At 56.8% G+C, this 21,160-nt stretch carries 19 protein-coding genes; 14 read left to right on the top strand and 5 right to left on the bottom strand.

Translation table 11 applies throughout. The annotated features are described in order from the left end of the window. The first annotated feature begins 171 nt into the window (after positions 1–171). A complete protein-coding gene (locus FIV46_RS03055; protein ID WP_139938324.1) occupies positions 172–1,302 on the top strand; it encodes a divergent polysaccharide deacetylase family protein in 1,131 nt (376 codons plus the stop codon). Positions 1,303–1,340: 38 nt separating this feature from the next. Here FIV46_RS03055 and trpE read toward each other — a convergent pair whose 3' ends face one another. Both trpE and FIV46_RS03045 read right to left on the bottom strand, forming a co-directional pair. Continuing rightward, positions 1,341–2,867: an anthranilate synthase component I gene (trpE, locus tag FIV46_RS03050; protein WP_139938323.1), complete on the bottom strand. Its 1,527-nt coding sequence runs from the start codon at positions 2,865–2,867 to the stop codon at positions 1,341–1,343. 36 nt (positions 2,868–2,903) lie between these two features. Continuing rightward, the gene (locus FIV46_RS03045; protein WP_181163034.1) at positions 2,904–4,817 is read right to left on the bottom strand and encodes a peptidylprolyl isomerase; all 1,914 of its coding nucleotides are present in this window, start codon (positions 4,815–4,817) and stop codon (positions 2,904–2,906) included. 210 nt (positions 4,818–5,027) lie between these two features. Here FIV46_RS03045 and tpiA point away from each other — a divergent pair, with 210 nt between their 5' ends. From tpiA to FIV46_RS02990, 11 genes are all read left to right on the top strand, one after another. Next, on the top strand, positions 5,028–5,777 hold the full coding sequence (gene tpiA / locus FIV46_RS03040; RefSeq protein WP_139938321.1) for a triose-phosphate isomerase: 750 nt from the start codon (positions 5,028–5,030) through the stop codon (positions 5,775–5,777). A gap of 115 nt (positions 5,778–5,892) precedes the next feature. After that, complete coding sequence (gene secG, locus FIV46_RS03035; protein WP_139938320.1) at positions 5,893–6,210, top strand: preprotein translocase subunit SecG; 318 nt, start codon at positions 5,893–5,895, stop codon at positions 6,208–6,210. Positions 6,211–6,273: 63 nt separating this feature from the next. Further along, on the top strand, positions 6,274–7,908 hold the full coding sequence (locus FIV46_RS03030; protein WP_139938319.1) for a CTP synthase: 1,635 nt from the start codon (positions 6,274–6,276) through the stop codon (positions 7,906–7,908). Between the two features lie 28 nt (positions 7,909–7,936). Next, positions 7,937–9,208, top strand: a complete 1,272-nt coding sequence (eno, locus tag FIV46_RS03025; protein ID WP_139938318.1) for a phosphopyruvate hydratase — start codon at positions 7,937–7,939, stop codon at positions 9,206–9,208. Between the two features lie 193 nt (positions 9,209–9,401). Further along, positions 9,402–9,725: an FtsB family cell division protein gene (locus FIV46_RS03020; protein WP_139938317.1), complete on the top strand. Its 324-nt coding sequence runs from the start codon at positions 9,402–9,404 to the stop codon at positions 9,723–9,725. A gap of 197 nt (positions 9,726–9,922) precedes the next feature. Then, positions 9,923–10,996, top strand: coding sequence for a pyruvate dehydrogenase (acetyl-transferring) E1 component subunit alpha (gene pdhA, locus FIV46_RS03015; protein WP_139938316.1), 1,074 nt, complete (start codon positions 9,923–9,925; stop codon positions 10,994–10,996). Positions 10,997–11,011: 15 nt separating this feature from the next. Continuing rightward, positions 11,012–12,388, top strand: a complete 1,377-nt coding sequence (locus tag FIV46_RS03010; RefSeq protein WP_139938315.1) for a pyruvate dehydrogenase complex E1 component subunit beta — start codon at positions 11,012–11,014, stop codon at positions 12,386–12,388. Positions 12,389–12,401: 13 nt separating this feature from the next. Further along, complete coding sequence (locus tag FIV46_RS03005) at positions 12,402–13,646, top strand: pyruvate dehydrogenase complex dihydrolipoamide acetyltransferase (RefSeq protein WP_139938314.1); 1,245 nt, start codon at positions 12,402–12,404, stop codon at positions 13,644–13,646. An 11-nt stretch (positions 13,647–13,657) separates the two neighbouring features. Continuing rightward, positions 13,658–15,079, top strand: a complete 1,422-nt coding sequence (gene lpdA, locus FIV46_RS03000; RefSeq protein WP_139938313.1) for a dihydrolipoyl dehydrogenase — start codon at positions 13,658–13,660, stop codon at positions 15,077–15,079. A gap of 34 nt (positions 15,080–15,113) precedes the next feature. Further along, on the top strand, positions 15,114–16,136 hold the full coding sequence (lipA, locus tag FIV46_RS02995) for a lipoyl synthase (RefSeq protein WP_139938312.1): 1,023 nt from the start codon (positions 15,114–15,116) through the stop codon (positions 16,134–16,136). Further along, positions 16,136–16,570 carry a type II toxin-antitoxin system RatA family toxin gene (locus FIV46_RS02990; RefSeq protein ID WP_139938311.1) on the top strand — a complete coding sequence of 145 codons (435 nt, stop codon included), beginning with the start codon at positions 16,136–16,138 and terminating at the stop codon, positions 16,568–16,570. The genes lipA and FIV46_RS02990 overlap by 1 nt, the downstream gene beginning before the upstream one ends. Before the next feature lie 52 nt (positions 16,571–16,622). On the opposite strand, the gene FIV46_RS02985 is transcribed toward FIV46_RS02990, so the two are convergent. After that, a complete protein-coding gene (locus FIV46_RS02985) occupies positions 16,623–17,252 on the bottom strand; it encodes a PEP-CTERM sorting domain-containing protein (protein ID WP_139938310.1) in 630 nt (209 codons plus the stop codon). 285 nt (positions 17,253–17,537) lie between these two features. On the opposite strand from FIV46_RS02985, the gene FIV46_RS02980 reads away from it, so the two are divergent. Next, entirely contained in the window at positions 17,538–19,046 is a 1,509-nt protein-coding gene (locus FIV46_RS02980) for an oligosaccharide flippase family protein (protein WP_139938309.1), read from the top strand. Then, positions 19,043–20,188 carry a CDP-alcohol phosphatidyltransferase family protein gene (locus tag FIV46_RS02975; RefSeq protein ID WP_139938308.1) on the top strand — a complete coding sequence of 382 codons (1,146 nt, stop codon included), beginning with the start codon at positions 19,043–19,045 and terminating at the stop codon, positions 20,186–20,188. The genes FIV46_RS02980 and FIV46_RS02975 overlap by 4 nt, the downstream gene beginning before the upstream one ends. Here the strand turns inward: FIV46_RS02975 and FIV46_RS02970 are convergent. Then, positions 20,171–20,668, bottom strand: a complete 498-nt coding sequence (locus FIV46_RS02970) for a CinA family protein (RefSeq protein ID WP_139938307.1) — start codon at positions 20,666–20,668, stop codon at positions 20,171–20,173. The genes FIV46_RS02975 and FIV46_RS02970 overlap by 18 nt on opposite strands. Next, entirely contained in the window at positions 20,661–21,158 is a 498-nt protein-coding gene (locus tag FIV46_RS02965) for a phosphatidylglycerophosphatase A family protein (RefSeq protein ID WP_139938306.1), read from the bottom strand. The genes FIV46_RS02970 and FIV46_RS02965 overlap by 8 nt, the downstream gene beginning before the upstream one ends. Positions 21,159–21,160 lie beyond the last annotated feature (2 nt).

The following is a 21,160-nucleotide window of genomic DNA, read 5'->3' as shown; positions in this document are numbered from 1 at the left end:
TTCGTATTTTGAGCGGTCGGCGCGGGGCCGGGGCCGTTTCTTGATTGCTGTGTTGGCCCCACTATAAGCCAACATCGAAAAGCTTCACAACAAGATATTGTTAAGGAATTGAAATTAGCCTCGGGGGCAGGCATAATCGCTTACGGAATCAATATTACACCAGAGAAAATTTTGCTTAAGCACTTCTACAGCAGATTTCTGACCGGCATATTACCCGGTCTCCGGCGGGGGGACCTGAAGACGGCGTCGACCCCGTCCGGGCGTGCCTTGCTGTTGCAGCTCTGGGACTATCGCAAATATGCAATGATGACGGTCTACCTGCTGTGCATGGGCTTTGCCCTCGGCGTGATCTATATCTATGCCGGTGACCGGCCGGTAGAGGCGGCGGTGCCCCAGGCACCGGAAAAAGTTACCGCTGTGGAAAAGGTGCTGCCGCTTCCCTTCGAGGAAGGACATCAGAATACGGAGGTGGTGGTACACCTGCCGCAGGACCTTGAAGTGGCGCCCAGTTTCCCGCGCCGGCAGGAAGTGACACCAGACCGGCCGCCGCTGTGGAAGGCCAATGCGGTCGCGGTCAGCGGCCTGATGCCGGGCCAGCCGCAGATTTCCATCGTCATCGACGACCTGGGCCTGTTGAAGCATAATACCCTGCGTCTGATCAATATGAAGCCGGGCCTGACCCTGTCGTTCCTGCCCTACGCGACCGAGCTCACGCGCCAGACCGAACTGGCCCGCGACCGGGGGCACGAGCTGATGCTGCACCTGCCCATGCAGCCGCGCGGTGACGCTTTCCCCGGTCCCCATGCCCTGACCAGCGGATTATCCGAAGACGAGCTTATTCATCAGATTGTCTGGAACCTGGACCGGTTTGACGGTTATGTGGGCATCAACAACCATATGGGCAGCGCCTTTACCGAGGACAGCAAAGGCATTTCCCGCCTGCTGGCGGAAGTAGAAGCGCGCGGCCTTCTGGTGCTGGACAGCCGCACCACCAACAATTCAGTGCTGGCGGACATGGCGCAGAGCGAGGACATTCCCTATACGGTGCGCGATGTGTTCCTGGATAACACCCAGGATGTGGACTATATTCTCGGCCAGCTTGACAAGCTGGAAAGCTATGCCCGCCGCCACGGCTCCGCCGTCGCTATCGGCCATCCCTATGACGAGACTATTGAGGCGCTGGAACTCTGGCTGCCGAAGCTCCGGGAGAAGGGCATCCACCTGGTGCCGCTGAGCCATATTGTCGAAGGCAAATATCGCAAGACCATGATCGCCCGCGGCGGCATGGATCAGGCGGAGTAAATCCCCGAAATCTATTTTCTGAAAACTATTTTTGAAAGTTACTGGCCGCGCTCGGCCTGGCCGGCGAAGTTGATGGCCTCTTCGGCGGCGCGGAACAGGGCCCGGGCCTTGTGCTGGCATTCGGCATATTCGCTGGCCGGATCGCTGTCGGCGACAATGCCGGCCCCGGCCTGCACATACATCATGCCGTCACGGACGATGGCGGTCCTGAGCACGATACAGGTGTCCATGCTGCCGTCGACCGAGAAATAACCGACGCCGCCGGCATAGATGCCGCGTTTTTCCACTTCCAGCTCGTCGATGATTTCCATGGCCCGGACCTTGGGGGCGCCGCTGACGGTGCCGGCCGGGAAGCCGGCGGCCAGCGCCTTGAGGGCGTCATATTCCGGGCTGATCTCGCCGCGCACGTCGGAGACGATATGCATGACATGGGAATAATATTCGATGATCATCTGCTGGGTGACCTCGACGGTGCCGACCTTGCTCACCCGGCCCACATCGTTGCGGCCCAGGTCCAGCAGCATGAGATGCTCGGCCAGCTCCTTGGGATCGTTGAGCAGGCTTTCGGCATTCTTCTTGTCCTCGAGCGCGGTCTTGCCGCGCGGCCGGGTGCCGGCGATCGGGCGCACGGTGACTTCGCCGTCGCGCAGGCGAACAAGGATTTCCGGGCTCGAGCCGATGACGCTGAAGTCGCCGAACTTGAGGTAATAGAGGAACGGCGAGGGATTGGTGCGCCGCAGCGCCCGGTACAGCGCGAAGGGCGGCAGGTCAAAGGGGCAGGAAAAGCGTTGCGACAGCACCACCTGGAAAATGTCGCCGGCGCGGATATATTCCTTGGCCTTTTCCACCATCTCGAAATAGCGCTCCTTGCCGGTGTTGGAGGTTGGTTCCTCCAGCACAAGGTCTTGCTGCAGCGACTGGCGGGGAATCTGCAGCGGCCGCTCCAGCGCATCCTCGATGGCAGTCAGCCGCTCTTCGGCACGCAGGTAGGCGGTCTTGGCGTCCACGCTCTGTTCCGGGCGCACCGGGGTGACGATGGTCAGCAGGTCGGTGACCGCATCAAATACCACCATGATGGTCGGGCGGACAAAGATGCTGTCGGGAAAGCCGAGCGGGTCCGGATTGGGCTCGGGCAGCTTTTCCATCAGCCGCACCATATCATAGCCCATATAGCCGATCAGGCCGGCGGCGGATGGCGGCATGCCTTCCGGCAGCTCCATTTTTGATTCTTCAAACAGGTCGCGCAGGCTGTCGAGCGAGCCCTTGTCCAGTTTGGCGAAGGCAGTGTCGTCATCCCAGCGGGTCAGGGCCTGGCGGTTGATTTCCGGTGTATCGCCGGTACAGCGCCAGATGATGTCCGGCTTGAGGCCGATGAAGGTATAGCGGCCGCGGATGGCGCCGCCTTCCACGGATTCCAGCAGGCTGCCGAACGGCTCGTCGCCCGCCAGCTTGACGAAGGCGGAAACCGGCGTTTCCAGGTCGGCCACATGGGTCGACCAGACGAGCTGGGGCTTTCCGGCCTCATAGGCAGCCTTGAAGCTTTCGAAATCCGGCAAGACAGACATGCGATGTTCCCGTGTTATTCCTGGGTTCCTGTGTTGTTACTGTTCCGCCTGGGAGGACAGCTGATCCAGAACCGCTTTCACAACCCGGTCGTTGACCTGAACCGGCAGGGCCGTGGTCAGGTAATTGCGATAGGCGCTGAGGACTTCATTCTGGTAAACCCTCTGCATGGCGGCCTGCAGCTGCGGCAGGCTTTCCGGCACTTCCTCCGGCATGCTTTTGGATTTGATCTGCAGCAGGACGAATCCATTCTGGTCGGCGGCCGGACTCGAGGTGATCTCCCCCGTTTTGGCGGTGAAGATCGCCTCCATTACCTGCGGGGAAACCTGGCCGGTCCGGTCGTCACGGGTCACCGTCACGGTGTTGATGGTGGCGCCCTGGATATCCTTGGCCAGGACGGCCAGCAGTTTGCCGTCACCGGCCTGGTCGATGATGGAGTTGGCCAGCGCCTCGGCCTTGGCCAGCTTTTCGTCATAGGTCCAGGAGGTCTTGACCGCATCGGCGACTTCGTCAAACGGGCGCAGGCGTTCGTCAACGACTTCAGCCACAGTCAGGACGAAGAAGGTATCGTCGCCGGATTCGTCAAGGACCGGATCGTCGCTGGGATCTGTTTCAAAGGCGCGGGACAGCAGGGCAGGGATGCCCGGCAGGCCCTGGGCAAGGTTGCCGTCCGGGGCAAAGCCGTTGCGGTCGGTCAGGCCGCTGGTTTTGAGCGCGATGCCGAGGGTGTCGGAAATCTCTGTCAGCGGAGCTCCGCCGGCGAGCTCGTCTTCCAGCTTGTTGACCACTTCATAGACGTGGTCCATGGCATGCTGCTTTTTCAGCTCTTTTTCGAGCTCGGGTTTGACTTCCTCAAAACTTTTTGAGCTTCCGGCCTCGATGCCGATCACATTGAAGATGTACCAGCCGAAATCGGTCTCCACCGGGGCGGAATAGCCTTCGCCGGACAGCCCGAATACGGTGTCGACGGCGGCGGGACCATAGACCTCTTCAATATCCTTCCTGGTCTGCGCACCGATGTTGGAATCCTCGATGGCCTGGTCGCTGTATTTGTCAACCACATCGAGGAAGGGCTTGCCGGCCTGAAGGTCGGCATAGGCGGCGTCCGCATCTTCCTTGCTGTCCAGGATCAGCTGCTGCAGGGTCCGTTTTTCGGCAACTGTGTAATTGTCCAGGCGGTCTTCGTACAGGTTCCGCACTTCTTCCTCATCCAGGTCGATGGCATCGACAAACTGGTCGGGGGTGACGGTGATATAATTGACCGTACGATATTCCGGCGCCATATAGCGGGAGGAATGCGCCTCATAATAGGCTTTCAGAGTATCTTCGTCGGCTTCCGGGACATCGGTAATGTCGGTGGCGCGGATGGTCACCACATCGGCAGTGCGGCTTTCGCGTTCGAATTTATAGATGGTTTCCAGGGCGGCCCGCGGGACCTGGATGTTGGTGACCAGGCTGACGACAAAATCCTGGCGCATCAGGTCCTGCCGCAAGACCTCTTCAAATTCCGGGGAGGTCAGGCCCTGGTTCTGGGCAATGCGCTCGAACTTGAAGCGATCAAAAATGCCGAGGTCGTTCTGGAAAACGTCCTGGGATGTGATGTAGTTCCGCAGCCGTTCGTCGGAGACCCGGATGCCGGCCTGGCGGGCGGCTTCGTAAAAGGCCATCTGGTTGACCTCTGACTGCAGCACCTGGTTGGCCAGGCCCATTTTAATGGCAAGGTCCTGGGTCAGTTCACCGTTATAGTTCTGCTGTTCGCGATAGAGCGAGGCCTGGAACTGGCGGGCATAATCCTGGGCGGTGATTTTATCTTCCCCGATGACGGCGATATTGTTTCCACCTTTGAGAAAGACATCCCGGCCGATCCCCCAGAGCGCGAAACTGGCAACCAGAATGCCCAGCAGGGCAAGGGTGAAATAAGAAGAAAGTCCGCTACGGAAAAAATTTAACATTAACCTGAACCTGTGTGATTGCATGATCTTTGTTCCGGTGCAGATTGTTCCCCGGCCCGGAAATTTTCGGCATGATAATAAGCTACCCCCCTGTTCGCAACAGGAAACAGCGCCCGCAAAGCCCTTTTTCATGAAAGTCTGTGGAAATAGCCGAACATTTCTGATAGGGAACGTGGGTCTTACATAATAATACTGGAAGGAAGATCATCCATGACCACGCCGAAGGCCCTGGTTGCCGGTAACTGGAAAATGAACGGTGTTGCCGCAAATCTTGCAGAAATTGAGAAACTGAATGACCTGATCGCCGGGGGCGGTGCCAATTGTGACGTGCTGATTTGTCCGCCGTTCACCCTGATCCATCAGTCTGTACAGGCTGCCGGCGAGCGGGTTGAAATCGGGGGGCAGGATTGCCATGCCAATATTTCCGGGGCTCACACAGGCGATGTCTCTGCTGCCATGATCAAGGACCAAGGCTGCAGCTATGTGATCGTCGGTCATTCCGAACGCCGCACCGACCATGGTGAAACCGATGAAATGGTAAGCAGCAAAGCGGACGCCGCCCAGAAAGAGGAATTGGTGGCAATCATCTGTGTGGGAGAGACCGAAGCTGAACGTGATGCAGGAGATGCTCTTTCGGTTGTCACATCACAGGTCAGGGGGTCGATCCCGGCCGACGCCACGGCCGACAATACCGTGATCGCCTACGAACCGGTTTGGGCGATCGGCACCGGCCGCACCCCCACCGCCGATGATGTGGCGGAAGTCCATGCGGCGATCCGGAACGTGCTGACGGAACGCTTCGGGGATGCCGGGAATTCCGTCCGCATTCTGTATGGCGGTTCGGTCAAGCCGGAAAACGCCCGGGAACTGATGTCTGTTGCCAATGTCAACGGCGCCCTGGTTGGCGGCGCCAGCCTGAAAGCGGACAGCTTTTACGGCATCGTTCAGGCCTACGATTAAGTGAAATAAATAAATGAGGGGGCCGGTTGGCAAAAAAAAACTAGCCAACCGGTATCCTATAGAGTAAAAGCCGAACGGTATTTAATGATCAGCTTTAAAGAAAAAGAGTTTTAAAATGCAAGAAGTCATTCTTGTTATACATCTGATGTTGGCGGTTGCTCTGGTTGTTGTCATTCTTCTGCAACAGTCTGAAGGCGGCGCCCTTGGTATCGGTGGGGGACCAACCGGGTTGATTTCAAGCCGCGGGGCAGCTAATCTGTTGACCCGAACAACGGCAATTTTGGCGACTGCCTTTTTCGTCACCAGTCTCGTTCTTGCCATCATGGCCAAACAGGATACTGACACGGGTTCAGTCCTGGATCAGCCGGTTGAGCAGACTACAGAACAGCCTGTGGAAGAAAACAAGATCCCTGAAGTGCCTGTTTCAGAGTAAATGCCCCCTCGTGGGCATTGAGCCAAACACACAAATCAGTTTGTTCGGGAATATATAAGACCCATGACGCGTTATATTTTTATCACCGGAGGTGTTGTTTCTTCTTTAGGGAAGGGCCTCCTGTCCGCCGCTTTGGGCGCACTTCTTCAATCCCGGGGCTATTCTGTCAGACTGCGCAAGCTTGATCCCTATCTGAATGTGGATCCGGGCACCATGAGCCCGTACCAGCATGGCGAAGTGTTCGTGACCGACGACGGGGCAGAAACTGACCTGGATCTGGGCCATTATGAGCGCTTTACCGGAGTGCCATGCCACCAGAGCGACAATGTTACCTCCGGACGTATTTACCAGCAGATCATCGAGCGCGAGCGCCGGGGCGATTACCTGGGCGCTACCGTGCAGGTGATTCCGCATGTGACAGACGCCATCAAGGAATTTGCCACCAGCGATGTACCGGAAAATGTGGATTTCGTGCTGTGTGAAATCGGCGGCACCATTGGCGATATTGAAAGCCTGCCGTTCCTGGAGGCCATTCGCCAGCTCGGCAACGAACTGGGCCGCAACAATGTCATCTATGTCCATTTGACCCTGGTGCCGTTTATCGCCGCTGCCGGCGAACTGAAAACCAAACCGACCCAGCATAGCGTCAAGGAACTGCGTAGTATCGGTATCCAGCCGGAAGTGCTGGTATGCCGGACAGAACATGAAATTCCGGATTCAGATCGCCGCAAGATCGCCTCTTTCTGTAATGTGCGCGAATCTTCCGTGATCCAGGCCCTGGATGCTTCCAGCATCTATGAAGTGCCGCTGAACTATCACGCGGAAGGACTGGATGACGAGGTACTGTCCGCATTCGGCATCAATCCTGCCGACACGAAAATCGACCTGTCCAAATGGCACGAGATTGTCGATCATGTGAATAATCCCGAAGGCGAAGTGACCATCGCCGTGGTTGGTAAATATACCGAGCTGAAGGATGCCTACAAGTCGCTGATCGAAGCGCTGGTCCACGGCGGTTTCGCCAACAACGTCAAGGTCAATATCGAGTGGTTCGACGCCAAGATTTTCACCGAGGAGGATGTGGCGAGCCACCTGGAAAATGTTGACGGCATCCTGGTACCCGGCGGTTTCGGCGAACGCGGCGCGGAAGGCAAGATTGCCGCCGCTCAATATGCCCGTGAAAATAAAATCCCCTACTTCGGTATTTGTTTCGGCATGCAGATGGCCTGTATTGAGGCCGCCCGCAACCTGGTTGGCATCAAGGAAGCCAGCTCGACGGAATTCGGTCCCTGCGAAAATCCGGTGGTCGGCCTGATGACCGAATGGAAGACAGAGAAGGGGACCGAGACCCGCTCCGAAGAAGACGATATGGGCGGCACCATGCGCCTCGGCGCCTACAAGGCCCGCCTGCTTCCCGGAACCAAAGTTTATGAGGCATACGGCACCGACGCCATTTCCGAGCGTCACCGCCATCGCTATGAAGTGAACATCAACTACCGGGAGCAGCTGGAGGCCGTCGGCCTCAAGTTTTCCGGCCTGTCCCCGGACGGCCAGCTTCCCGAGATTGTCGAATTCGAGGGACATCCCTGGTATATCGGGGTGCAGTTCCATCCGGAATTGAAATCCAAGCCGTTTGAACCGCATCCCCTGTTTGCCTCTTTCATCGGGGCAGCTGTTAAACAATCAAGACTGGTATAGAGCCACCACCAGAACCTTAGAGGACAAGATGACTGCAATTATCGATATCACCGGCCGCGAAATTCTCGACAGTCGCGGTAATCCCACCGTTGAAGTTGACGTAACCCTGGAAACCGGCGCCTTTGGCCGTGCGGCAGTACCCTCCGGCGCTTCCACCGGCGCCCATGAAGCGGTAGAGCTTCGTGATGGCGGCTCCCGCTACCTGGGTAAAGGCGTACTCAAGGCAGTAGAAGCCGTGAACGGCGAAATCTACGACGCCCTGACCGGCATGGACGCGGAAGAGCAGGTGCTGCTGGACAAGGTGCTGTGCGAACTGGACGGTACCCCCAACAAGGCCCGCCTCGGCGCCAACGCCATTCTCGGCGTGTCCATGGCGGCGGCCAAGGCCGCGGCTGATGAAGCCGCGCTGCCGCTGTATAACTATCTCGGCGGTCCTTCTGCTCGCGTGTTGCCGGTGCCGATGATGAACATCATCAATGGCGGCGAACATGCCGACAACCCGATCGACATCCAGGAATTCATGATCATGCCGGTGTCCGCGGAAAATATCCGCGATGCCGTGCGCATGGGCGCGGAAATCTTCCATACCCTGAAAAAGAAACTGTCTGACGCCGGGCATAACACCAGCGTTGGTGACGAGGGCGGTTTCGCCCCGAACCTGAACGGCACTGAAGACGCCCTCAGCTTCATCATGCAGGCCATCGAAGCCGCCGGCTACAAACCGGAAGAAGATATCATGCTGGCGCTGGATGCGGCCTCCACCGAATTCTACAAAGACGGCAAATATGTGCTGAGCGGCGAGGGCAAGTCCCTGGACAGCCAAGGTATGGCGGAATATCTCGCTGACCTGACCAAACGCTTCCCGATCCTGTCCATCGAGGACGGCATGGCCGAGGACGACTGGGACGGCTGGAAAATCCTCACCGACCTGATTGGCGACAAAGTGCAGCTGGTCGGGGACGACCTGTTCGTGACAAACCCGGTGCGCCTGGCTGACGGCATCCAGAAGGGTGTTGCCAACAGCATCCTGGTGAAAGTGAACCAGATCGGCTCCCTGACCGAAACCTTTGAAGCGGTCGACATGGCGCATCGCGCCTCTTACACCTCTGTGATGTCGCACCGTTCCGGCGAAACCGAGGACGCCACCATTGCCGACCTGGCCGTGGCCACCAACTGCGGCCAGATCAAAACCGGCTCTCTGGCCCGTTCCGATCGGCTGGCCAAATACAACCAGCTGATCCGTATCGAGGAAGCGCTGGGTGAGGCTGCCAAATATGCCGGAAAATCGATCCTGCGCTGACAAACCAGCCGATCAATAATTTTGCGTGGCCCCGGAGTTTTCTTCGGGGCTTTTCTTTTGGGTGCATTATCTTCTGGTGGCCGGGGCACTTATTGCTACCAGATGTTGTGTGCTGAGCTAGTACTTTGACTCTAAAAGAAAAAAAATAGCAAAATTGCTTGACCCGGCGAATCGGGTGTGATTCGATGGGGCTATGAAAAAGATACAGGACATACTCAACCGCTTTCAGAAAATGGCTGTGCCGCTGGCCAGCCTGTTTGTCCTGTCCTATTTCGGCTTTCACGCCCTTCACGGCAAAAACGGTCTGCCGGCCCATGTGGAGCTGCAGAAAGACATCGATGCCTTGCAGGCAGAGTATGACAGCATCCATGCTGTGCGCACCGAGCTCGAATCTCACATCGGTCTGCTGAACAGCGAAAATGTCGACCCGGACTATCTGGACGAATTAAGCCGGCGTTATCTCGGATATAGTCACCAAGATGAAATAATCATTCTGGAAAATTCAACATCTTCCTGATTTGCGTAATTTTATTACAAATAACCATCTATAGTTCTGTATTTTATATCAAATCAAAATAATATACGGTTTTATACAATCTAAATAGAATTAACCATTTCGTTGTTAATTCTATTTTTTTCTTGTTTTTCAATACCTTTTAACAATTAATATTGTAAAAGTAAGTCACAAAACTTCGATAATATAGGCTGGAGAACATGGCAAACGACGCTTCACCCCAAAAGGCGAGGGCAAAATCCTCTATCAAATCGCAATCAAAATCACCGCGCCGCAGTCGAACCAAGGCATCCGCAAAGAAGGAATATGCGGCAAGTCCTGATGAACTGCAGGAATTTTACCGGACCATGCTGCTGATGCGCAGGTTCGAGGAAAAGGCCGGCCAGATGTACGGCATGGGCCTGATCGGCGGTTTCTGCCACCTGTATATCGGCCAGGAGGCCGTGGTGACCGGCATTCAGGCCGCCCTCAAGGAAGGCGACAGTATCATCACCAGCTATCGTGATCACGCTCACATGATTGCCAGCGGTATCGACAGCAAAGCTATCCTGGCGGAACTGACCGGACGCGCCGGCGGCATCTCCAAGGGCAAGGGCGGGTCCATGCATATGTTCAGTGTGGATCACGGCTTCTATGGCGGTCACGGCATCGTCGGCGCCCAAGTGCCGATCGGCGCCGGTCTGGCTTTTGCCCATCAGTATCGCGGGGATGATAATGTTTCCGTCGTCTACTTCGGCGACGGCGCTGTCAACCAGGGCCAGGTGTACGAGACCTTCAATATGGCAGAGCTCTGGGGCCTGCCGGTGATTTTCGTGATTGAGAATAACCAGTATGCCATGGGCACCGCGGTAAGACGCGCTTCTTCAGAAATCGAACTGCACAAACGCGGCGAAAGCTTCAAAATCCCGGGCGAGGCCGTGGACGGCATGAATGTGCTGGCCGTGAAGGAAGCCGCCGACCGGGCCGTGGAATGGTGCCGCAGCGGCAAGGGGCCGATCCTGCTGGAAATGAAGACCTACCGTTACCGCGGCCACTCCATGTCCGACCCGGCCAAATACCGTTCCAAGGAAGAAGTGCAGAAGATGCGGGCCGAACATGACCCCATCGATCAGGTCAAGCAGCGCCTTCTCGACACCAAGAAGGTGACCGAGGACGATCTCAAGGCTATCGACAAGGAAATCAAGGCGATTGTGGCCGAGGCTGCGACCTTTGCCCAGGAAAGCCCTGAGCCGGATCCGTCCGAACTTTACACAGATGTGCTGGCAGCAGAATAAGAAGGAAGACCGAAGATGAGCATTGAAATTTTACTTCCCGCCATGTCGCCGACCATGGAGTCCGGCACTGTCGCCAAATGGAATGTGAAGGAAGGGGACAAGGTCTCTGCCGGTGATGTACTGGCCGAAATTGAAACCGATAAAGCCACCATGGAACTGGAAACTGACGAAGAAGGCGTGGTCGGCAAAATCATTGTACCGGAAGGAACCGAGGAAGTAGCCGTCGGCACCCGGATTGCAGTTTTGCTGGAAGAGGGCGAAGACGCCTCCGCACTCGACGATCTGTCTGACGCACCGGCAGCCGCGCCTGCCGCCGCAGCCGCAGAAGATGAAACCGCTGCACCAGCCGCAACCTCTGCGCCGGTCTCCCTGGCACCGGAGGAAATGGACCTGCCGGAAGGCACCACCTTCAAGACCATGACGGTGCGTGAGGCATTGCGCGACGCCATGGCGGAAGAAATGCGCAAGGACGGTGACGTCTTTGTCATGGGGGAGGAAGTGGCTGAATACCAGGGCGCCTACAAAGTGACCCAGGGGCTGCTGGATGAATTCGGCCCCCGCCGGGTGATTGACACGCCGATTACCGAGCACGGCTTTACCGGCCTCGGGGTTGGCGCCGCCATGGCGGGACTGAAGCCGGTTGTGGAATTCATGACCTTTAACTTCGCCATGCAGGCCATCGACCAGATCATCAACTCGGCCGGCAAGACCAACTATATGTCAGGCGGCCAGATCCGCTGTCCCATGGTGTTCCGCGGCCCCAACGGCGCTGCAGCCCGGGTGGCGGCCCAACATAGCCAGAACTATGCCTCATGGTATGCTCATGTGCCGGGCCTGATCGTGATCGCGCCCTATGATGCGGCCGACTGCAAAGGTCTGCTGAAGTCCGCTATTCGTAACCCGAACCCGGTGATCTTTCTGGAAAACGAGATTGTGTACGGCCAGAGCTTTGAAGTGCCCGAGGTGGATGATTACATCGTGCCGATCGGCAAGGCCAAGGTGGCCCGTGCGGGAACCGATGTGACCCTGATCAGCTATTCCATCGGCGTTCGCGAATGCATGGCGGCCGCGGATAAGCTGGCGGAAGAGGGGATCAGCGCCGAGGTCATAGACCTGCGCACCATCCGGCCGCTGGATATGGAAACTGTCGTCGCTTCGGTACAGAAAACCAACCGGGTTGTCTGTGTTGAGGAAGGCTGGGCCAATTGCGGTGTTACGGCGGAACTGTCGGCCCGTATCATGGAAGAGGCCTTCGATTATCTGGACGCACCGGTCGCCCGCTGCGCCAACGAGGATGTGCCCATGCCTTATGCCGCCAACCTCGAAAAACTTGCTCTTGTCAACGCGGACAAGGTGGTCAAGGCCGCCAAAGCCGTCTGCTACAAAGACTGAGGGGAGAGAAGATATGCCAATCGAATTACGTATGCCGGCCCTGTCCCCGACCATGGAAAGCGGGACCCTGGCCACTTGGTCCGTCAAGGAAGGGGATACCGTGGAAAGCGGTACCATCCTGGCCGAGATCGAGACCGACAAGGCGACCATGGAATTTGAAAGCATCGACGAAGGCGTTATGGGCAAAATCCTGGTGCCGGAAGGAACCGAAGAGGTGAAGGTGGGCGAATTGATCGGCCTGCTGCTGGAAGAAGGCGAAGATGCCTCCGCGCTGGAAGGCTATGAGGCTTCTGCTCCGGCTCCCGCCGCGGCTGCTCCTGCTGAAAAAGCCGAAGAAGCACCGGCACCTGTCGCTACACCGGCCCCGGCTGCAGCTACTCCGGCAGCCTCCGGCAACCGGGTATTTGCCTCACCACTGGCCCGCCGCATTGCCGCCCAGCAGGGTTATGATATTTCCGCCATCACCGGCAGTGGTCCGCGCGGACGTATCATCAAGCGTGACGTGGAAGCCTTTGTGCCCAGTGCCAAACCGGCTGCTGCTGCATTTGGGGCGGTTGAGATGGGCGGCGAAGCACCCTATCACGAAATCAAGCTGTCCAGTATGCGCAAGACCATCGCCAAGCGCCTGACGGAATCCAAGCAGAACGTGCCGCACTTCTATCTCGGCGTGGATATCGAACTGGATAACCTGCTGGAAGCCCGCAAACAGCTCAACGCGATCAGCAACGACGAGTATAAGCTGTCGGTCAACGATTTCATCATCCGGGCCTGCGCCCTGGCGCTGAAGAAAGTCCCGGAAGCCAACGTCCAGTTTATGGGTGATGTGATGCGCCAGTTTGAGCGCGCCGATGTCTCCGTGGCGGTCGCCATTGACGGCGGCCTGGTGACCCCGGTCATCCGCGGCGCTGAACATAAAGGGTTGCGCCAGATTTCCGACGAGACCAAGGAACTGGCCAAGAAAGCCCGTGACGGCAAACTGATGCCGGAAGATTACCAGGGCGGAACTTTCTCCATCTCCAACCTCGGCATGTTCGGGATCAAGACCTTCCAGGCTGTGATCAACCCGCCGCAGGCAGCGATCCTGGCTGTGGGCAGCGGCGAACAACGGGTTGTGGTCAAGAACGGACAAATGGTGCCGGCGACAGTCATGTCCGTGAACCTGGCCTGTGACCATCGGGCCATTGACGGCGCGGTCGGGGCAAAGTTCCTCGAAGCCCTGAAAATGTTCCTTGAAACACCGTCCACCATGCTGCTGTAGGAGGAAGTTTAATGTCTGCACAGAAATTCGATCTCGTAGTCGTAGGCGGCGGTCCTGGCGGTTATGTGGCAGCGATCCGTTCCGCCCAGCTCGGCCTCAAAACCGCGCTGGTGGAAGCTGAGCATCTCGGCGGTATCTGCCTCAACTGGGGCTGTATCCCGACCAAGGCGCTGCTGCGCTCCGCTGAGGTCTATCACAATATGAAGCATGCGGCCGATTACGGCCTCTCTGCCGACAATGTCAGCTTTGACCTGGAAGCGGTGATCAAGCGCAGTCGCGGCGTCGCCAAGCAGCTGAACTCCGGCGTCAAAGGCCTGATGAAAAAGAACAAGGTCACCGTCATTGACGGCTATGGCAAGCTGGTCAAGCCGGGTCATATCGCTGTTGAAAAAAACGGCAACAAGGTCGCCGATGTGGAAGCCGGACATATTATCCTCGCCACCGGCGCCCGGGCGCGGGAGCTGCCGCACCTCAAGGCCGACGGCGAGCAGGTCTGGACCTACAAGCACGCCATGACGCCGAAAGATATGCCGGAAAGCCTGCTGGTGATCGGTTCCGGCGCCATTGGTATCGAATTTGCCAGCTTCTATAACGAGCTTGGTGCCGATGTCACCGTGGTGGAAATGATGGACCGGGTGCTGCCGGTGGAGGATGAGGAAATCTCTGCCTTTGCCGCCAAGTCGTTCAAGGCCCAGGGCATGAACCTGATGACCAATGCATCTGTCACCAAGCTGGACAAGAAAAAAGACAGTGTGGTTTGTACGGTCGAGGATAAGTCCGGCAAGGCCCAGACCATTGAAGTGGAAAAAGTCATCCTTGCCATCGGCATTACCGGTAACGTGGAAGGCATCGGCCTCGAGGAAAATGGCATCAAGGTGGACCGTGGCCATGTGGTCACCGACGAATGGGGCTATACCGGCGTCAAGGGGGTCTATGCCATCGGCGACCTGACCGGCGCACCGTGGCTCGCTCACAAGGCCAGTCATGAAGGTGTCATCGCCGTGGAAAAAATCGCCAAGGATCTCGGCAACAAGGAGATCAAGGACCTGCACCCGATGGACAAGTCCAATATCCCGGGCTGTACCTATTGCCGGCCGCAGGTCGCCAGTGTCGGCCTGACTGAGAAAGCCGCCAAGGGAAAAGGTCTCAAGATCAAGGTCGGACGCTTCCCCTTTATCGGCAACGGCAAGGCCATCGCCCTGGGCGAAGCGGAAGGCATGATCAAGACCATCTTTGATGAAAAGACCGGTGAATTGCTGGGCGCCCACATGGTTGGCGCAGAGGTGACAGAACTGATCCAGGGCTATGTGGTGGCCCGCACGCTGGAGACCACGGAAGCCGAACTGATGCATACGGTGTTCCCGCATCCGACACTTTCCGAAATGATGCATGAATCAGTGCTTGACGCCTACGGGAAAGCTCTCCATTTTTAGGGCCGACCAGTCAAACTGAACAGGAAACATCGTTGTGAGCAGTGAAGGCGATAAAGTAACCCCGATCCGGGATAATGAAAGCCGTGTCCGCAAGCCGGAATGGATCCGGGTGAAAGCCCCGGTGTCCAAAGGTTATCATGAAACCCGCAAGATGATGCAGGACCTGAACCTGCATACGGTGTGCCAGGAAGCAGCCTGTCCCAACATCGGCGAATGCTGGGACAAGAAGCATGCCACGGTGATGATCCTCGGCGATACCTGCACCCGGGCCTGCGCCTTCTGCAACATCAAGACCGGCAAGGGCAATCCGGTTGATCCGTTCGAGCCCGACAATGTAGCCATTGCCGCCGGCAAGATGGGACTCAACCATATCGTCATCACTTCTGTTGACCGCGACGACCTGGAGGACGGCGGCGCCGACCAGTTTGTCAAAGTGATCAGGCGGCTGCGCGAGGAAGCACCGGGCACCACCATCGAAATCCTGACCCCGGACTTCCGTAACAAGCCGGGGGCGCTGGAAAAGGTGATCGAGGCCCGTCCCGACGTGTTCAACCATAACCTGGAGACGGTGCCGCGCAACTATACCCGCATCCGTCCGGGCGCCCGCTATTATCATTCCCTGCGCCTGCTGGACCGGGTCAAGGAAGTGGACCCGACCATTTTCACCAAATCCGGCATCATGGTGGGCCTGGGTGAAACCAGGCAGGAAGTCCATCAGGTCATGGACGATATGCGCTCCGCCAATGTGGATTTCATCACCATCGGTCAGTATCTGCAGCCGACCCCGCGCCATGCCACGGTGGAAGAGTTTGTCAAGCCGGACAATTTCGACAAATATGCCAAGGTGGCCCGGGCCAAGGGCTTCCTTATGGTGTCAGCTTCGCCGCTGACCCGGTCTTCGCACCACGCCGGTTCCGACTTTGAAAAGCTCAAAGCTGCCCGTGAGGAAAAACTTGCCAAGGAAGGCGCCCGGGCGCTCCGCTCCGGGGATGCGCCGGTGGATATCGAGGAAATGGCCCGGCTTAATCCCAACCAGACAGACACCTCAGAAGACTGATGCCCAGGTTTGAAGACAGGCGCGATCTGCCGTACCGGGCAGAGCAGATGTATGATCTGGTGGCCGATGTGGGGTCCTATCAGGACTTCCTGCCCTGGTGCCAGGGAGTCCGGGTCTATAACCGCAATGACAAGGATTTCTATGCGGACCTGATCATCGGCTTCAAGATGTTTCGGGAACGCTTTACCTCCCAGGTTCATCTCGAGGATGACTCGATCGAGGTGAAATATATCAAGGGACCGCTCAAATATCTGGTCAACCGCTGGGAGTTTACCGCGCGGGACGACGGCGGCTGCCATATTGATTTCCTGGTGGATTTTGAATTCAAGAACCGGCTGTTCGAGAAAATGGTTGGCGCCCTTTTTTCCGAAGCCGTCAGTCACATGATCCAGGCCTTCGAGAAACGGGCCCACGAACTTTACGGCAGCGTATAAAAAAACACCCCCTCGAAGGAGGAGGTGTTTTTGAAATTTTCCGGGTGTCAGATCAGGCGGTTTTGCGACGACGCATCAGGCCAAAGCCGACAAGAGCAAAGCCAAGCAGGGCCAGCTGTGCCGGTTCGGAAACATCGACGTCGCCGACCTGGCCGAGTTCATATTCCACATTGATCACACCGATCGTTCCATCTTCAGTCCACAGGTCGTAGGCCATGCCTAGATCCTGGAAACCAAGGCGGCTGAGGGTAATGCTAAAACCGCCAAGGGAGGAGGCATAGTCTCCGCCAGTATTGTTGTACGGGGTGCGACCGTCAGCCCAGCCCAGGATACCGATGATATCGCCAGTCTCGAAATAGAGATTGGTTTCGACGGACAGGACGTCCTCCCAGTAGCCGAGGGAGGTAAAGTCATTTGTCGTATTGGTGTAAGTCGGCGGTGTGGAATTAAAAAGTACGACTTCGAGTGTACTGTCCTGTACGCTTTCCAGCGGCAGGGAAAGTCCCGTAATGGTGAAATCTGTCGGCGCCTCGAACCAGAAACCGCGTGTGCCGAAACTGCAACAACCACCACCGCTCGTTGTGCCGACATCAAGCGCTGTCGCAGAGGCGCCCTGTGCTCCAAGGAACATGCTGCCGGCAATTGCGACGGCTACGGCGATTTTTCTTATGATATTGCTCATTACCCTCTCTCCACTAAATTTAACTATATTATGTAAAGCAAATATTATGCCAATGATTTAAGTGCTTGTATTTGTGGAATAAAAGTATTTCTGGGGAACTGTGAACTGTAAAATATTCCGACAGTTTTGAGGAATGGTTTTACAGTTTTACGCTCACTGACGGCTATAGATCGGGGGCTAGCGCCAAAGGACAGAGGCGATTGCGAATTTAAAACCTCTCTTTATTTCCTGTAATTTTCATGCAACAAATAAGCAGCCACAACAAATACCTACGAAAGTTTCCGTTTGAACAGCGCTGCAGAAGTCACCCAGGATAACAAAAAAGATATCGCCAAGGGAGCAGGGGCCAACTTCGGCGGCTTCCTCATTCGCCTTGGTGCCCGGGTGCCGTTCCTGCTGCTGGCCGGACATCTGTATGGCGCCGGGATCTTCGGCCAATATGTCTTTGCCGTGACCTATGTGGAAACCCTGTCGGTTCTGGCCGTGTTTGGGTTCAAACGCTCCATTTTCAAATTCCTCAACGGTCATATCCGCGAACGTAACATGCCGGAAGCGGCCAAGGCAGTGCTCAACTGCCTGATGATTGTACTCGGTTTTGCCGCATTGATCGTGCTCGCCACCTATCTTGGCAGTCCCTTGTTATACCGGCTGTTTGGGGTGGAAATGGCCGGCGCGGCCCTGATCCTGGCGCCGGCGATCCTGCTTTATTCCCTGACCGAAATCCTGCTGGCCTCGACCCGGGCGTTCCGGCTGATGCGCTACGAGATTTTCACCAAAAGCGTCATGGAACCCTATAGCCTGTTGGGGCTAGGCACAGTGCTGTATTTTTCCGGCCTCAGGGAACAGGGGCTGCTGGTGGCCTATCTGTTCATGATTACCCTGTCTTTCAGTTCGGCGCTGTACGGGTTTTTCCGGCTGTTTTCCTTTGCCCATTTCAGGGGCTTTGCGCCTGATTTTCCGCTGATCCGCTCCATGTTGGCTTTTTCCGGCCCGACCGCCATCTACGATCTGGGGAATTTTTTCCTGCAGCGGGTGGACGTCTTTATGCTGTCCTGGCTGACCGGCAGCACCACCGTCGGGATTTACGGCATGGCGCTGCAGGTGGCGACCACAGTCAAGAAAATCCGCCAGAGTTTCGATCCGATCCTCGAGCCGGTTCTGTCCCAGTCCGCGGAAACCGACGATTTGAAAAAGACCGTCAGCGAAATGGCGCAGGTCAGCTACTGGATGGCGTCGATCCAGGTGATTATTGTCGTAATGCTGTTTTTCTACGGCTCTGCCCTGATGTCCCTGTTCGGCTCTGAATTTTCTGCCGCCGGCATTATGCTGTCGCTGATTATCCTGGGGGATGCGGTAAATGGCTCGCTCGGAATTTCCGAGTTGCTGCTGCTGTACAAGAAACCGGCCGTTAATCCGGTGATCATTTTTGTCATCCTGCCGCTGCATCTTGGGCTGTGTTATCTTTTGACCAGCCGGTACGGAGGCGAGGGAGCGGCCCTCAGTATTTTCATCACCTATGTGGTGATGAATATCCTGCGGATCGCCATCGTCAGGAGACTGTTTGAAATATTCCCGTTGGATGCTAGACTGCTACGACCACTATGTGCTGGCGGAGTTGCGATTTTGATCTTGAGTATGGGTGAGAAGAGTTTTGCACTAAACACCATCGGAGGCGTGCTTGCAGGCCTGTTCATTGTGCTTCCCGCCTATTTTTCCATAATCTATCTATTATCCTCTTCAAGCGAAAGATCCAGGATCAGGTCCCTGTTGCCGGCAGGAGGGAGCAGGCAATGATCAGGACCGGGTCGGAAATTCAGTCTCTGGGACAGCAGCTGCAAGTCTGCATCATTTCCTCACCGGAGGGAGAATTGCCGATCCTCAATATGACGCTGAGGCGTCGTCTTTTTAAACAACTTTGCGATCTTGGTTTCGAAGACATCTTCCAGCTTGGTGGAACCGGTTGGCAGTTGACGGCGATGGCCAACGAAAACAACTCAACAATCCATATCTATCGAACCTTGAAGGATTTGGAAGATAATCTGGCCCCACATATCCCCTGCGTGACGTTGCAGGATGGCGTGGTTTTCACTGATTGCGTTCTCAGGGAAAAACTGGCGGGTGTCACCGAAAGCTGCGAATTGTCGACAGAAGGTGGCTATCCGGCAGCGCAATACAGCCGCGCGGAACTGGAAAAAATCATCTTTGCCTCCCTGTCCAAGGAGACCGACGGCCTGGTGTCCAGAACCCTGAACCGACCGGTTTCGGGGCTGATCAGTCGCCAGCTGGCGAAAGCGGATTTTTCCCCCATGTTGTTTACCTGGCTGACGGGGCTATTGTCACTGGTCATGGTCTGGGTCCTGACCTCGGATCACCATTTTGCCATCGTCGGCGGCTGCCTGTTGTTTCACTTGGTTTCCGTGCTGGACGGTGTGGATGGGGAAATAGCCCGCTCCACCTATAAAAAGACAGCTTTCGGTGCGAAACTGGATACGGGCCTGGATATGACGGCAAATGTCCTGTTCATGGTCGGGTTGCAATATGCGTTGTGGAATTTCTATGGGGTGGAGTTCCTCTATTACAGTGGGTATATCATTGCCTTGGTGTTGACCGGTATCCTGATGATGACATTGCTGCTGTATTTTGGCCCGGGAGGCGGGAGTTTTGATATCCTGGCCCAGACCATCCGCACCCGACTGGCGCACAGCCCGTTCTGGCTTTCCACCTTCAATAACCTCAACTATTTTTTCAAGCGGGATTGCTTCGCGTTTATTTTTGCCGTTGTGGGCTTGTTGGGACTGGAACGCCTGATTCCGGCCAGCCTTATTTTCGGCCTGGTTGTCTGGAACCTGGCAATCCTGGTCAATGCCCGGCAAATCCTTGACCAGAAACCGGAAAAGATTGTCCCGGCCGAGCCGGATCTAAACGAGCTCAATTAATTCCAGATAGAGATTTAGCGCGCTGTGCACGGTTTCCCGGCGTACGTTGCTCCGTCCGATATCGCCGAAACGCTTTTCGAGCGGGCGGGTTTCTCCGCCGCGCAGGCTGGCGGCGAAATGGACCAGTCCCACCGGTTTCTCCACCGATCCGCCCCCGGGACCGGCGACACCGGTAACGGCAACGGCGATGGTGGCGGAGGAGGCGGCAAGGGCGCCGTTGGCCATGGCCCGGGCGCAGGCTTCACTGACGGCGCCGTGGTCGCGGATGATATCGGCCGGCACCCCCAGCACCTCCATTTTCGCCCGGTTGGTATAGGTGATAAAGCCGCGGTCGACCACGTCTGAGGAGCCGGCGATTTCGGTGAGGCAGCCCATGATCAGGCCGCCGGTGCAGGATTCCGCGGAGGCGAGATGGATGCCCTTGGCGCGCGCCCGGTCCAGAACTTCAGTGGCCAGTGAAACGAGCTCATCATCAAACATAGAGTTTGTATCCCCACAGTAGCAAAGCCGCCATGATGCCGGCGACCACATCATCCATCATAACACCAAAGGCAGAATGTTTCCGGTCGAAAATCCGGATTGGCCAGGGTTTCAGGATATCAAACAGCCGGAACAGGGCAAAGGCCATGCCCCAGTCTTCTGTCTCCACCGGGCCGGGGAGCAGGGCCAGCGGCAGGCAGGTAATCCAGACCCCGCAGACTTCGTCGATCACGACTTCGCCCGGATCGGCACGGCCGGACACCACCATATAGACCATGCTGGCCCAGAGGCCGACGATAAAGGACAGGAGGATGCCAATACCGAGACCGGCTATGCCTCCTTGGTCGATCAACAACCAGGCGAAGGGCAGGGCGGCCAGCGATCCCCAGGTGCCCGGGGCTTTCGGCATCAGGCCGCTGTAGAACCAGGTGGAGATGACGAAGGCCGGATGCAGGGGGGAGGCGGGCCAGTTTTTTGTCCAGCTGGCCATCT

It is taken from the genome of Emcibacter nanhaiensis (assembly GCF_006385175.1).
GTDB classification, from domain to species: Bacteria; Pseudomonadota; Alphaproteobacteria; order Sphingomonadales; family Emcibacteraceae; genus Emcibacter; species Emcibacter nanhaiensis.
The sequence above is the reverse complement of the archived record's forward strand: the minus strand, read 5'-3'. Positions and strand labels throughout refer to the sequence as shown.

Coding starts and splice junctions, on each gene's coding strand:
- trpE (WP_139938323.1), bottom strand. CDS start 2,867: ATGTCTGTCTTGCCGGATTTCGAAAGCTTCAAGGCTGCCTATGAGGCC.
- FIV46_RS03045 (WP_181163034.1), bottom strand. CDS start 4,817: ATGTTAAATTTTTTCCGTAGCGGACTTTCTTCTTATTTCACCCTTGCC.
- tpiA (WP_139938321.1), top strand. CDS start 5,028: ATGACCACGCCGAAGGCCCTGGTTGCCGGTAACTGGAAAATGAACGGT.
- secG (WP_139938320.1), top strand. CDS start 5,893: ATGCAAGAAGTCATTCTTGTTATACATCTGATGTTGGCGGTTGCTCTG.
- FIV46_RS03030 (WP_139938319.1), top strand. CDS start 6,274: ATGACGCGTTATATTTTTATCACCGGAGGTGTTGTTTCTTCTTTAGGG.
- eno (WP_139938318.1), top strand. CDS start 7,937: ATGACTGCAATTATCGATATCACCGGCCGCGAAATTCTCGACAGTCGC.
- FIV46_RS03020 (WP_139938317.1), top strand. CDS start 9,402: ATGAAAAAGATACAGGACATACTCAACCGCTTTCAGAAAATGGCTGTG.
- pdhA (WP_139938316.1), top strand. CDS start 9,923: ATGGCAAACGACGCTTCACCCCAAAAGGCGAGGGCAAAATCCTCTATC.
- FIV46_RS03010 (WP_139938315.1), top strand. CDS start 11,012: ATGAGCATTGAAATTTTACTTCCCGCCATGTCGCCGACCATGGAGTCC.
- FIV46_RS03005 (WP_139938314.1), top strand. CDS start 12,402: ATGCCAATCGAATTACGTATGCCGGCCCTGTCCCCGACCATGGAAAGC.
- lpdA (WP_139938313.1), top strand. CDS start 13,658: ATGTCTGCACAGAAATTCGATCTCGTAGTCGTAGGCGGCGGTCCTGGC.
- FIV46_RS02990 (WP_139938311.1), top strand. CDS start 16,136: ATGCCCAGGTTTGAAGACAGGCGCGATCTGCCGTACCGGGCAGAGCAG.
- FIV46_RS02985 (WP_139938310.1), bottom strand. CDS start 17,252: ATGAGCAATATCATAAGAAAAATCGCCGTAGCCGTCGCAATTGCCGGC.
- FIV46_RS02975 (WP_139938308.1), top strand. CDS start 19,043: ATGATCAGGACCGGGTCGGAAATTCAGTCTCTGGGACAGCAGCTGCAA.
- FIV46_RS02970 (WP_139938307.1), bottom strand. CDS start 20,668: ATGTTTGATGATGAGCTCGTTTCACTGGCCACTGAAGTTCTGGACCGG.
- FIV46_RS02965 (WP_139938306.1), bottom strand. CDS start 21,158: ATGGCCAGCTGGACAAAAAACTGGCCCGCCTCCCCCCTGCATCCGGCC.